Consider the following 12,678-nt stretch of genomic DNA (forward strand, 5'->3'; position numbering starts at 1 on the left):
TGCCGGCCGAACGCGCAACGATATGGACGTCATGTTCGCACATGGGTCCGATATCGCCCGATCGGGCCGCCTAGTCAAGGTTCTCAAGCAATGCAAAGACCTTAGCGCTGGAGACGGGTTATCAATCGAGATATTCCAACGGATATAACGCTGTGCCATAGTCGCGCCGAACCATCGTCCGCACCTCCATCCCGAGGCTTCACCATGATCAGATCTATCGCCGGTGCCTTCGGCGCCCTTCTTACCCTGATGCCGCTTGCGGTTCAGGCGAAACCCTTCACGGATGCGGCCGGTCGCACGGTCGAGCTTCCCGACCATATTGGCAAGGTGCTGGCGGCCGGTCCGCCGGCCTCGGTGCTGGTCTATGCCATCGCGCCGGAGAAGCTGGCCGGCTGGGTGCGCGAGCCGAAGGAAGACGAAAAGCCCTACCTAATGGAGGCCGTACGCGGTTTACCGACCTATGGCCGCCTGACCGGCAAGGGCGGGACGGCGAATATCGAGGCGGTGCTTGCGGCCAAGCCTGACGTCATCATCGATGTCGGCACGGTGGACGCGACCTATGCCTCGCTTGCCGACAAGGTGCAGAGCCAGACCGGCATTCCCTATGTGCTGATCGACGGTTCGTTCGGCAAAAGTGCCGAGACCTTGCGCAGCCTCGGCGCGATGCTCGGAGCCGAAGAGCGTGCCGGCAAACTTGCCGACTATGCCGACGAAACGCTGAAGGAACTCGGCGAGACGATAGCGGCAGTATCGGCCGACGAGCGGCCCAGGGTCTATTACGGACGTGGCCCCGATGGTCTGGAGACGGGCCTGGCAGGCTCGATCAATCTTGAGATCCTCGAAGCCGCAGGTGCAGTCAATGTCGCGGCCGTTGCCGGCAAGAGCAGTCTCACTCAGGTTTCGCCGGAGCAGCTGCTCGCCTGGAACCCGGAGATGATCATCGCCGCGAGCCCGAAGTTCGCCTCAGCGGTCGCGACAGATCCGGCGTGGAGCAGGGTGCAGGCGGTCGAGAAGGGACAGGTGTTCATCGCGCCGTCGATGCCATTCGGCTGGTTCGATTCGCCGCCCGGCATCAACCGCCTGATCGGGGTCCGCTGGCTTGAGGCACTGCTTTATGGCGGCTTCTACGAGGGTGACCTGAAAGCCGAGACGCGGGAATTCTACAAACTCTTCTACCAAGTGGATCTTGATGACGCGCAGCTCACGAGGCTTGTCAAAGGTGCCCTGCCGGAAACGCAATGACAAAGCAGATCGTTCTGAGGCGAGGGTGGGTCGGTGCACGGTCGCTGGTTGCGATCGCAGGCCTCCTGTCGCTTTCCGCCCTGTCGATGACTGTCGGCAAATTCGACGCGGGCCTGTCCGATCTGATCGGTCAAATCTGGGCAATGGTCGGCGGTACCCCCAGTGATGAGACGGTGGCCACGGTCTTCTGGAACATCCGCTTGCCGCGTGTGCTGGCCGGTCTTGCCGTCGGCGCGGCGCTTGCGGCAGCCGGCGCCACCTACCAAGGCCTGTTCCGCAACCCGCTGGTTTCGCCCGATATTCTCGGGGTTTCCGCCGGCGCCAGCTTCGGCGCCGTTGTCGGCATCTTCCTGTCGTTGCCGGTCGGCGTCATCCAGCTGATGAGTTTTGTCGGCGGGCTGATCGCCGTGCTGTCTGTCTATGCGGTTGCAACAGTGATCCGCAACCGGGATCCGGTGCTCGTTCTCGTTCTGGCAGGCATCGCGGTCGGTGCGCACGTGGGTGCCGGCATCTCGCTGATCAAGATCCTTGCCGATCCCTATGATCAGTTGCCGGCGATCACCTATTGGCTGCTCGGCAGCCTAGCCTCGGTGACATCAGGCGACGTCGTCTCCATTCTTCCCGCGCTTGTCGTCGGCATCATCCCGCTCTTTCTCCTGCGCTGGCGCATGAACGTCATGACGCTTGGCGAGGAAGAAGCGCGTGCGCTCGGCATCGACACCGGCCGGCTGCGCGTCGTGCTGGTGCTGGCGGCAACGCTGATCACCTCGGCTTCCGTCTCGGTCACCGGCATCATCGGCTGGATTGGGCTTGTCATCCCGCATGTGGCGCGCCTCCTCGTCGGACCGGATTTCGTCCGGTTGCTGCCGGTGTCGATGGCGCTCGGCGCCGCCTATCTGCTCGTCGCCGATATGCTGGCGCGCAGCATTGCGATGATCGAGGTACCGCTCGGCATCCTGACGGCGACCGTCGGCGCGCCGTTCTTTCTCTGGCTGCTCGCATCAGGGCGAAAGGGCTGGCAATGAGGCTCGAGGTAGACCAGATCGCCCTTTGGCTACGGCAGCCGCCTTGTCGGCCAGGACATCAGCTTCACGCTTGATGAAAACGAGGTACTCGTGCTGTTCGGGCCGAATGGCGCCGGCAAGACGACGCTGTTCAAGACGTTGCTCGGGCTCGTTCCGCTGAGGGCAGGCACGATCCGGCTGGATGGCCAGCCGATCGGCTCCTGGTCCGGCCGCGACCGTGCCTCGCGCATCGCTTATGTGCCGCAGGCGCATGCCGCGCTCTTCCCATTCACGGTCGAGGAACTGGTGCTGATGGGCCGTGCGCCGCATGTGGGCCTGTTTGCAACGCCCGGCCGCCATGACCGCGAGGTGGCCGCCGCCACGCTGGAGCGGCTCGGCATCGACCATCTGGCGAACCGTGCCTATACCGAGATCAGCGGCGGTGAGCGCCAGATCGCCCTGATCGCGCGCGCGCTCGCGCAGGAGCCTTCGATCCTGGTGATGGACGAACCGACGGCAAGCCTCGACTACGGTCATCAGATGCGGGTGCTCGATCGGGTGCGGGAGCTTGCCGGCGAAGGCGTTTCGATCGTTCTGTCTACCCACAATCCCGACCACGCGTTTCGGGTGGCTGACCGCGTGGCGTTGGTGTTCCAATCGCGGATCGTCGCGCTTGGAACACCCGATGCGGTGCTGACCGTGACCGCGCTCAAGCAGCTCTACGACATCGATGTGGTGATCGGCACGCTTGCGGGCAGCGACGCCCGCCTCTGCGCACCACGAAACAACGCCTGAGGAAGGAATACGAGATGGTTCGCGAAAACGAAATCCGGGAAAACGAAGTCTCGATCACGCCGTCGGAGGCAACCGATGCAGGGCTGACCTTCATCGGGCGCATTTCGACGCCCTGGGCGTCAAGGCTCGGCTGCCCGCGACAGGGGCGCCATGACGGGCCGATCTGCCGGATCGAGATCTTTTCGCCCTGGGTCGAGGCGCTGAAGGGCATCGAGCGGTTCGAGCGACTGGAGATCCTCTATTGGCTCGATCGATCGCGCCGCGACCTCGTGTTGCAGAGCCCCGCCAACAATGGCGAGACGCATGGCACCTTCGCCTTGCGCTCGCCAGTGCGGCCGAACCCGATCGGCACATCGATCGTGGCGCTCGAGGCGGTCGAAGACAATGTGCTTCTGGTGCGCGGCCTCGATTGCCTCGACGGCACGCCGCTCATCGACCTGAAGCCCGATCGCACGCTGTTCAAGCCGATTGCACCGCCGCAGCCTGGTGATTTTGAAACCGGCGATGCCGGCACGGCCCATTACTGCAAGAAGGCGTGATTGCTCAGTCGATCGCAACCATCACGTCGGAAGCCTTGATGACCCCGTAGGCGTCGCCGCCGACCTTGAGGCCGAGTTCGTCGACGGCTTCGTTGGTGATCGATGCCGTCAGATGGCTCCGCCGCCGAGATCGATGCGCACATGCGCGGTCGTCGCCCCTTTGACGACATCGACGATCTTGCCCTTGAAGCGGTTGCGTGCGCTGATTTTCATGGGTGGCTCCTCCGGTTCGACACGGAGATTAAGGGGGTAAGCACGCCCGTCAAACGGCGACGCGCCACAGCAGTCGCGCGTCGCCTGTCGATCAGGCCACATCGCCTTGTGCGGCCGCGGCGAAGAACGCCTCGGGATCTTCCACTTCGACGAGCCGCCGCTTCTCGATCAACCAGAAACGATTGCCGATGTTGCGCACGAAGCTGCGGTCGTGGGACACCAGCAGGCAGCTGACCTCGTTTTTCATCAACTCGTCTTCCAGCGCTTCCTGGCCCTCGATATCGAGATGGTTCGTCGGCTCGTCGAGCAGGTAGAAGTTGGGCTCGCGCAGGCGGAGCAGCAGCATCGCCAGACGCGCCTTCTGGCCGCCGGAGAGCCGGCCGACCGGTTTGTCCTGCATGTCGATGCCGACACCGGCGCCCGCCAGCAGCGAACGCACCTTCTGATCGCCGAGCGAGAACCGGCGGGAGAGGGCGACAAGCGGCGTTTCCTTGTCCGAAAGACCCGCGAGCGCCTGATCGCTGTAGCCGAGCACCAGGGAAGGCGTGGCTTTCAGCGTTTCGGGTCCGCGCTCCGGCTCCTCGATCGCAGTGCGGATGAGGTTGACCAGCCTTGTCTTGCCGGCGCCGTTTTCGCCGAGCAGGACAATACGGTCGCCCTGGCAGATCCAGCGTTTTCCCGTGCGAAACAGCGGAGTGCCATCGGGCGTTTCCACCTGGATATCATCGAGCGTCACCAGGATTTTTGCGTGGGTGCCGCGATTGGCGAGCCGGATTACACCGGCCGAACGCTCCTGGTGGGCGGGCTTGGCCGCATCCTCCAGCCGGTCGGCGCGCTGACGCAGCTGTTTGGTCTTTATCGTCAGCAGGTCGCTACCGGAGTTGATGCCGATGTTGTTGAGCTTGGCCGCCTGGCGACGCAATTGCTGCGCCACCTTCATGTCGCGCTGGTAGCGCCGCTCTTCCGAGGCGTCGAATTCATCGACGGCCGCACGCGCCTGCGAATAGGGGAGTGTAAAGACGGGCGATTGGTCTGGACGCAGAAACAGCGTGCGGTTGGTGGTAGCGTCGAGAAAGGCGCGGTCGTGGCTGGCGATCAGCACCGGCACGTCGCGCGGAAGCGCGTTCAACCAGGATTCGAGCCGGGCGATCTTGGCAAGGTCGAGATGGTTGGTCGGCTCGTCGAGGAGCAGCGCGTCGGGATCCGTGACCCAGACGCGGGCAAGGAGGGCCAGCCGCTGCCAGCCGCCGCTCAAGTCCGCGACGGCGCGCTCACGAAGGGCTTCGGGCACCTCGAGCGAATCGAGCACGATATCGACGCGCCAGCTTTCGCTGTCCGCCTGCTCGCTCGACAATGCCGAAAGAACCGCCGCATGGAACGACAACGGCAGCAGCTGCGCCGGCACGTTCTGCTCGACATGGCCGATGGTCAGGCCGCGTGAGCGGGTGATCTCGCCAGCCGTCGGCTCGAAGCTGCCGCCGATCGATCGGAGCAGAGTGGACTTGCCGCGCCCGTTGGCGGCGACGATGCCGAGGCGATCGCCGGCCGCGATCGAAAGGTTGAGATTGGAAAACAGCGACGTGCTGAGGGTGACGGCGAGGTTGCGGATATTGATCAAGGCCATGTTCGTTCGTTCTCTGGACTGCGCGAGCGACGGCAAACATCCGCGGGCGGCAATACATCTGCCGGGTTGGGCGGAGTGTCGGACCCGATGCACGATCGTGCAGTGTTCGGGCCGCTTCGGCTCGGTATGGAAAACGGCGCGGGCGTTCAAACCGAAACGGTTTTCAGCCGCACCACACTGGGGCAGACCAGGAGTAAGATTCGCGAGGACGCGAAGCGATTGTACCGGTCAGCCCTGCAAACGCATCTGCAGGGCGTTGACGGGGCCACGCTGGCGGTGGTGCCGGAAAAAAGTCATCACAACGCAGCCCTCCTTTCACAATCGAGTTGCGCGGAGTGTTTACCATCGACGCGAGCAGTTTTCAACGGGGTGACGGCGGCGGAGTGCGATCCAACACGGCTGTCCGCCCTAGATGCAAAGCTGCAACGCTTTTGGTGGGGCCTTCGTTGCGCCAGGCGACGTCGTTCAGCAATATTGTTGCCAGGCGTGCGGTCAGCTCGCTGGAACGGAGGCCTTATTCCTACCTTCTTGCCATTGCGCCTCGCCCCCCGATCCGCTAAGAGACGCCGCGACTTTCCGCTCCCCGAAGCGGTGATTGGCCGATGTCCGAGAAGTCTCCCAAGCTTTTTGATCGTCGGGCGCCGACGGGAGCGCTTTCCTGTCACGCGCGCTCGCGCGCAAACATCGGTACCGGTAGAGGCGAAATGGCACGCATCGTGATGAAATTCGGCGGAACTTCCGTCGCTGATTTGGACCGCATTCACAACGTTGCCCGCCATGTGAAACGTGAAGTCGACGCCGGCCACGAGGTCGCGGTCGTCGTTTCCGCCATGTCCGGCAAGACCAACGAACTGGTCGGCTGGGTACAGAACATGCCCAAGGTCGCCGGCAGCAATGCGCCGTTCTACGACGCGCGCGAATATGACGCCATCGTAGCGTCCGGCGAGCAGGTGACCTCGGGCCTGTTGGCGATCGCGCTGCAGTCGATGGGCATCAATGCGCGCTCCTGGCAGGGCTGGCAGATCCCGATCCGCACCGACAACGCCCATGGCGCCGCCCGCATCCTCGACATCGAGGGCGCCGACATCATCCGCCGCATGGGTGAGGGGCAGGTGGCCGTGGTCGCCGGTTTCCAGGGCCTTGGCCCGGACAACCGCCTGGCGACACTCGGTCGCGGCGGCTCCGACACGTCGGCCGTTGCGATTGCCGCCGCCGTCAAGGCCGACCGTTGCGATATCTATACCGACGTCGATGGCGTCTACACCACCGACCCGCGCATCGAGCCGAAGGCGCGGCGTCTGAAAAAGATCGCGTTCGAGGAAATGCTGGAAATGGCATCGCTCGGCGCCAAGGTGCTGCAGGTGCGCTCCGTCGAGCTCGCCATGGTGCACAAGGTCCGTACCTTCGTGCGCTCGTCTTTCGAGGATCCCGATGCGCCGGGCATGGGTGACCTTCTCAATCCGCCCGGCACGCTGATTTGTGATGAGGAAGAAATCGTGGAACAGGAAGTCGTAACCGGCATTGCCTATGCCAAGGATGAAGCCCAGATTTCGCTGCGCCGTCTTGCCGACCGGCCGGGCGTTTCCGCCGCGATCTTCGGGCCATTGGCCGAAGCCCATATCAATGTCGACATGATCGTCCAGAACATCTCGGAAGATGGTTCGAAGACCGACATGACCTTCACCGTTCCGTCCGGCGATGTCGACAAGGCGCTGAGGGTGCTCGGCGACAACAAGGAAAAGATCGGCTACGACGTGATCCAGTCGGAAGCTGGCCTGGTCAAGGTCTCTGTCATCGGCATCGGCATGCGCAGCCACGCCGGCGTTGCCGCATCGGCATTCCGTGCGCTCGCCGACAAGGGCATCAACATCAAGGCGATCACCACCTCCGAAATCAAGATCTCGATCCTGATCGACGGACCCTATGCCGAATTGGCAGTTCGCACTTTGCATTCCGCCTACGGTCTCGATAAGAGTTAACCCACAGGTGACTGATTTGGGATTCGCGGCCGTTTCGGCTGCGAATTCGTCCGCCGCCGTCGTCTACTCTTTTTCGGGGGACCCCACGCGATGAGAGACCTTTCCGCAGGTCCGCGCGTTCTCCTCAAGCGGTTGCGCGAACTGATGGCGGAACCGCTCGAGCCACAGGAGCGCCTTGACCGGATCGTGCGCCAGATCGCACAGAACATGGTCGCGGAAGTGTGTTCGGTCTATGTGCTGCGTTCCGACGGCGTGCTCGAACTCTACGCGACCGAAGGTCTGAACAAGACCGCCGTCCACCTGGCGCAGTTGAAGATGGGGCAGGGCCTCGTCGGCACGATTGCCGCGTCCGCACGTCCGCTCAACCTGTCCGACGCCCAGGCGCATCCGGCCTTTACCTACCTGCCGGAAACCGGCGAAGAGATCTATCACTCGTTCCTCGGCGTGCCGATCCTGCGCACGGGTCGGGCGCTCGGCGTTCTCGTCGTGCAGAACAAGGCGATGCGCAACTACCGCGAAGACGAGGTCGAGGCGCTGGAAACCACCGCCATGGTTCTCGCCGAGATGGTGGCGACCGGCGAGTTGAAGAAAATCACCAAGCCCGGCCTCGAACTCGATCTGTCCCGGCCGGTCTCGATCGACGGCAACAGCTATGGCGAAGGCATCGGCCTCGGTTATGTCGTGCTGCACGAGCCGAGGATCGTCGTCACCAATCTTCTGAACGAGGATACTGACCAGGAATTGCAGCGGCTTGCCGAGGCTCTGGGGTCATTGCGTATCTCGATCGACGACATGCTATCGCGTCGCGAAGTGTCGATGGAGGGCGAGCACCGAGCGGTGCTTGAGACCTATCGCATGTTTGCCCATGACCGCGGCTGGGTGCGGAAGCTGGAAGAGGCGATCCGCAACGGCCTGACGGCGGAAGCTGCCGTCGAACGGGTGCAGAGCGAGACCAAGGCGCGGATGATCCGGCTGACCGATCCCTATTTGCGCGAGCGCATGCATGATTTCGACGATCTCGCCAACCGGCTGCTGCGCCAGCTTTCGGGCTATGGCGCCAAGCTTTCGGCGAGCGACTTCCCGACCGATGCGGTGATCGTTGCCCGGGCCATGGGTGCCGCCGAACTTCTCGACTATCCGCGCGAAAACGTCCGCGGCCTGGTCCTTGAGGAAGGGGCCGTCACCAGCCACGTGGTCATCGTCGCCCGCGCCATGGGCATTCCGGTCGTCGGACAGGCGGCGGGTGCTGTCGCGCTTGCGGAAAACCGCGATGCCGTCATCATCGATGGCGACGATGCCAAGGTGCATCTGCGGCCGTTGGCCGACCTGCAGCGCGCCTACGAGGAAAAGGTACGGTTCCGCGCCCGCCGGCAGGCTCAGTTCCGCGCGCTCAAGGATGTCGAACCGCTGACCAAGGACGGCAAGCGCATCACCTTGCAGATGAACGCTGGCCTTTTGGTCGACCTGCCGCATCTGAACGAAGCGGGTGCCGAGGGCATCGGCCTTTTCCGCACCGAACTGCAGTTCATGATCGCCTCGACGATGCCGAAGGCGGAAGAGCAGGAAGCCTTCTACCGCAGCGTTCTGAAGCAGACCGGCGGCAAGCCGGTGACTTTCCGCACGCTCGATATTGGCGGCGACAAGGTGGTTCCCTATTTCCGCGCGGCGGAAGAGGAAAATCCGGCACTCGGATGGCGGGCGATCCGCCTTTCGCTGGATCGGCCCGGCCTGCTGCGCACTCAGCTGCGCGCCATGCTGCGTGCGGCTGCCGGTCTCGAGCTGAAATTGATGCTGCCGATGGTGACCGAGGTCTCGGAGCTGAAGGAAGCGCGCGAGCTTTTGCAAAAGGAAATCGAGCGTCAGTCGAAGCTCGGCGAACAGCTGCCGCGCAAGCTGCAGTTCGGCGCCATGCTGGAAGTGCCGGCGCTGCTGTGGCAGCTGGACGAACTGATGAGCGAGGTGGACTTCGTCTCGGTCGGCTCGAACGATCTGTTCCAGTTCGCCATGGCAGTCGATCGCGGCAACGCCCGCGTTTCCGATCGCTTCGACGTGCTTGGCCGGCCCTTCCTCAGGATCCTGCGCGATATCGTGCGCGGCGGCGAGCGACATCAGACGCCGGTGACGCTGTGCGGTGAGATGGCGAGCAAGCCACTGTCCGCCATGGCGCTGCTCGGTCTCGGCTACCGCTCGGTGTCGATGTCGCCGACGGCGGTCGGTCCGATCAAGGCGATGCTCCTGGCCCTCGATGCCGACAAGCTCGGCGAGGTACTGAACGCGGCGCTCGACGACACCCGCGACCCGACGCCTGTTCGCCAGATCCTCATCGACTTCGCCGCGGCAAACGGCATCCCGGTTTAGATAGATTTGAAGCGCTTTTGTCCTCGTCCGGGCTATGATCCGGGCGAGGCGTAGCGCATTTGGAGTGACACTTGGCAAAGCTTCCCATTGAGAAAATGCGCGAACTGGAACGGCGGTTCGGCGAGATCGAGGCCCGCATGTCGGCGGGGCCAGCGGCCGACGTCTATGTGAAGCTGGCGTCGGAATATTCCGAACTGCAGCCGGTGGTGACCAAGATCCGCGCCTATGAGAAGGCGACGGCCGAGCTTGCCGATATCAATGCCATGTTGGCCGACAGGACGACTGACAAGGACATGCGCGACCTGGCCGAGATGGAAAAGCCTGAGGTCGTCGAGGCAATCGAGCAGCTGGAGCAGGAAATCCAGATCCTGCTCTTGCCGAAGGATGCAGCCGACGAAAAGAGCGCTATCCTCGAAATCCGCGCCGGAACCGGCGGTTCGGAGGCAGCGCTGTTTGCCGGCGATCTTTTCCGGATGTACGAGCGTTACGCTGCGGCCAAGGGCTGGCGGGTCGAAGTGCTTTCGGCGAGCGAGGGTGAAGCCGGCGGATTCAAGGAAATCATCGCCACCGTCTCCGGCCGCGGCGTGTTTGCGCGGCTGAAGTTCGAGTCGGGTGTGCACCGCGTTCAGCGCGTGCCGGATACCGAGGCGAGCGGACGCATCCACACCTCGGCGGCAACCGTCGCCGTACTGCCGGAAGCCGAGGAAATCGACATCGAGGTTCGGCCCGAGGACATCCGCATCGACACCATGCGCTCGTCAGGTGCTGGCGGACAGCACGTCAACACGACGGACTCCGCCGTGCGCATCACCCACCTTCCGACCGGCCTCGTCGTCACAAGTTCGGAAAAGTCGCAGCACCAGAACCGCGCCAAGGCGATGCAGGTGCTGCGTTCGCGGCTCTATGACATGGAACGCCAGCGCGCCGACAGCGAGCGTTCGGCCGATCGCAAGAGCCAGGTCGGCTCCGGCGACCGCTCTGAGCGCATTCGCACCTACAATTTTCCGCAGGGGCGCATTACGGATCACCGCATCAACCTGACGCTCTATAAGCTCGACCGGATGATGATGGGCGAAATCGACGAAGTGGTCGATGCGCTGCTGGCCGATTACCAGGCGAGCCAGTTGGCTCTTCTGGGCGAGCAGCGGGGCTGATGGCGATGACGGCCACGCTCGCGCGCCTCGTGGTGGAAAGCCGGGATCGCCTGACGGCCGCCGGCATCGAACACGCTGCGCTCGACGCGCGTCATCTGGTTTCGGGCGTGCTCGGGCTTTCGTTGACCGATGTCGTGACGCGCGGCAGGGACCTGGTCACGGAGGCCGACGTTGCCAGGGTGAGGGCTGCCGTCGAGCGGCGGAGCGCGCGCGAACCCGTCTACCGCATTCTCGGCGAGCGGGAGTTCTTTGGCCTGCCGCTCAAGCTGTCGCGTGAAACGCTGGAGCCGAGGCCGGATACGGAAACGCTCGTCGATCGCATGATCCCGTATCTGCGCCGCACCGTTGCAACGAAGGGCAGCTGCCGGCTCGTCGATCTCGGCACGGGCACCGGGGCGATCTGCCTGGCGTTGCTTGCCACGGTTCTTGAAGCGCGCGGAACGGCTACCGATATATCTGAGGACGCGTTGGCGACGGCGAGCGCAAATGCCGAGGCGCTTGGCCTTTCGGGTCGTTTCGAGGCTGTGCGCAGCAACTGGTTCGACAAGGTGGAGGGTCGCTTCGACGCCATCGTCTCAAATCCGCCTTATATACCGTCCAATGTCGTCGCAGAGCTTGAGCCGGAGGTGCGATTGCACGATCCTGCCGCAGCGCTCGATGGCGGAGACGACGGCCTTGATGCCTATCGTGCCATCGCCCTTCAGGCCGGTCATCATCTTGAGACAAACGGCGTGATAGGCTTGGAAATCGGTTTCGATCAGAAAGAGGCGGTTGCGGCATTGTTTAGTGCCGAGAACTTCCGTTTGCGCGAAGAAGCCAAGGATTTGGGCGGCAACGACCGGGTTCTGATCTTTGAGCGTAGCTTCGACCGTTGAAAAAATGCTGCACTGGCGCATCTTCTTTCTTGCTGACGCAAAGAAAGGGCTTGGAATCCCAGAGGAAGCGGGCTAGTTTGCCCGCGCACTGGGCAGATGGTCATGGACCTAAGATTCGTTCCGGTATGACCTGGCCACGGGGATTGCTCTCAAGAAAGAGTTGCTAGGGTTCAACAGTGCCTTGTGCAGGTACCTGTTAATTTGACGCCAGTCGGCGCCGAAGCCGCCAATGTGCGGGCTCACCGGCGCACGCTCTGTCGGGCGCGGACAGATCCGGCCGGAAGACGAAACCACATGATCATCATTATCAAGAGAATTCGGGTGAATGTACTATGAGGCCAGGACAGCAAAACAAGCGCGGCCGCGGGCGGAATAACAACAATAACAACAACAATAACAACAGTGGAAATAACAACAATCATAACCGCAAGGGATCAAATCCCCTGACGCGGACCTATGATAGTTCTGGTCCGGACGTGAAGATTCGCGGTACCGCGCAGCATATCGCCGAGAAATACTCGGCACTTGCTCGTGATGCGCAGAGCTCCGGCGACCGTGTCATCGCTGAAAACTACCTTCAGCATGCCGAGCATTACAACCGCATCATTGCAGCCGCACAGGCGCAGATGCAGGATCGCTTCCAGCGCGAAGAACGCCAGGATTTCCGCGGGCAGGACGCCAACGACCAGGATCAGGATCAGGATCAGGACGATCTGGATCAGGGCTACGCCGACGAAGCGCCGGTCCACGTTGTAGCCGCTCCCGCTCCTGTCGTTATCGAGCAGCAGCCGGTGATCGACGGTTCGGGCCCGCAGCCCGTCATCGAAGGCACGCCGGCCGAAGTGGCTATGGAAGAAGAAACGCCAGCGGCTTCCGGCCGTGCGGCCTCGCGTCG

At 63.1% G+C, this 12,678-nt stretch carries 9 protein-coding genes and 2 pseudogenes; 9 read left to right on the plus strand and 2 right to left on the minus strand.

Annotated elements, in window-relative coordinates; all coding sequences use genetic code 11:
- The first annotated feature begins 204 nt into the window (after window positions 1-204).
- The 4 genes and pseudogenes from BKP54_RS32215 to tsaA all read left to right on the plus strand — a co-directional run bounded on the left by BKP54_RS32215 (window position 205) and on the right by tsaA (window position 3,580).
- Window positions 205-1,242 (plus strand): iron ABC transporter substrate-binding protein, encoded by a 1,038-nt coding sequence (locus BKP54_RS32215; protein ID WP_084815507.1) that lies wholly within the window; start codon window positions 205-207, stop codon window positions 1,240-1,242.
- A complete protein-coding gene (locus BKP54_RS32220) occupies window positions 1,239-2,267 on the plus strand; it encodes an iron ABC transporter permease (protein ID WP_025424544.1) in 1,029 nt (342 codons plus the stop codon). The genes BKP54_RS32215 and BKP54_RS32220 overlap by 4 nt, the downstream gene beginning before the upstream one ends.
- Window positions 2,264-3,041 (plus strand): annotated as a pseudogene (locus tag BKP54_RS32225) (ABC transporter ATP-binding protein). Before BKP54_RS32220 ends, BKP54_RS32225 begins: the two are co-directional and overlap by 4 nt.
- A 14-nt stretch (window positions 3,042-3,055) precedes the next feature.
- Window positions 3,056-3,580, plus strand: coding sequence for a tRNA (N6-threonylcarbamoyladenosine(37)-N6)-methyltransferase TrmO (gene tsaA, locus BKP54_RS32230; RefSeq protein WP_057221352.1), 525 nt, complete (start codon window positions 3,056-3,058; stop codon window positions 3,578-3,580).
- A gap of 4 nt (window positions 3,581-3,584) precedes the next feature.
- Here tsaA and BKP54_RS32235 read toward each other — a convergent pair.
- Together BKP54_RS32235 and BKP54_RS32240 are read right to left on the minus strand one after the other, a co-directional pair.
- A pseudogene (locus BKP54_RS32235) lies at window positions 3,585-3,793 on the minus strand (molybdopterin-binding protein).
- 91 nt (window positions 3,794-3,884) lie between these two features.
- The gene (locus BKP54_RS32240; RefSeq protein ID WP_025424541.1) at window positions 3,885-5,417 is read right to left on the minus strand and encodes an ABC-F family ATP-binding cassette domain-containing protein; all 1,533 of its coding nucleotides are present in this window, start codon (window positions 5,415-5,417) and stop codon (window positions 3,885-3,887) included.
- Between the two features lie 704 nt (window positions 5,418-6,121).
- On the opposite strand from BKP54_RS32240, the gene BKP54_RS32245 reads away from it, so the two are divergent.
- From BKP54_RS32245 to BKP54_RS32265, 5 genes are all read left to right on the plus strand, one after another.
- Complete coding sequence (locus tag BKP54_RS32245) at window positions 6,122-7,396, plus strand: aspartate kinase (protein ID WP_025424540.1); 1,275 nt, start codon at window positions 6,122-6,124, stop codon at window positions 7,394-7,396.
- 90 nt (window positions 7,397-7,486) lie between these two features.
- The gene (gene ptsP / locus BKP54_RS32250; RefSeq protein WP_025424539.1) at window positions 7,487-9,754 is read left to right on the plus strand and encodes a phosphoenolpyruvate--protein phosphotransferase; all 2,268 of its coding nucleotides are present in this window, start codon (window positions 7,487-7,489) and stop codon (window positions 9,752-9,754) included.
- A 71-nt stretch (window positions 9,755-9,825) separates the two neighbouring features.
- Window positions 9,826-10,908, plus strand: a complete 1,083-nt coding sequence (gene prfA, locus BKP54_RS32255) for a peptide chain release factor 1 (RefSeq protein WP_025424538.1) — start codon at window positions 9,826-9,828, stop codon at window positions 10,906-10,908.
- 5 nt (window positions 10,909-10,913) lie between these two features.
- Complete coding sequence (gene prmC, locus BKP54_RS32260; RefSeq protein WP_025424537.1) at window positions 10,914-11,783, plus strand: peptide chain release factor N(5)-glutamine methyltransferase; 870 nt, start codon at window positions 10,914-10,916, stop codon at window positions 11,781-11,783.
- Window positions 11,784-12,115: 332 nt separating this feature from the next.
- Window positions 12,116-12,678 (plus strand): DUF4167 domain-containing protein (locus BKP54_RS32265; RefSeq protein WP_084815509.1); only part of this gene is annotated, 563 nt, incomplete at its 3' end.

It is taken from the genome of Ensifer sp. 1H6, assembly GCF_001976035.1.
Lineage (GTDB): Bacteria > Pseudomonadota > Alphaproteobacteria > Rhizobiales > Rhizobiaceae > Ensifer > Ensifer canadensis.

Excerpts from the sequence above, each read along its gene's own strand:
- BKP54_RS32215 (WP_084815507.1), top strand. The coding sequence starts at position 205 with ATGATCAGATCTATCGCCGGTGCCTTCGGCGCCCTTCTTACCCTGATG.
- BKP54_RS32220 (WP_025424544.1), top strand. The coding sequence starts at position 1,239 with ATGACAAAGCAGATCGTTCTGAGGCGAGGGTGGGTCGGTGCACGGTCG.
- tsaA (WP_057221352.1), top strand. The coding sequence starts at position 3,056 with ATGGTTCGCGAAAACGAAATCCGGGAAAACGAAGTCTCGATCACGCCG.
- BKP54_RS32240 (WP_025424541.1), bottom strand. The coding sequence starts at position 5,417 with ATGGCCTTGATCAATATCCGCAACCTCGCCGTCACCCTCAGCACGTCG.
- BKP54_RS32245 (WP_025424540.1), top strand. The coding sequence starts at position 6,122 with ATGGCACGCATCGTGATGAAATTCGGCGGAACTTCCGTCGCTGATTTG.
- ptsP (WP_025424539.1), top strand. The coding sequence starts at position 7,487 with ATGAGAGACCTTTCCGCAGGTCCGCGCGTTCTCCTCAAGCGGTTGCGC.
- prmC (WP_025424537.1), top strand. The coding sequence starts at position 10,914 with ATGACGGCCACGCTCGCGCGCCTCGTGGTGGAAAGCCGGGATCGCCTG.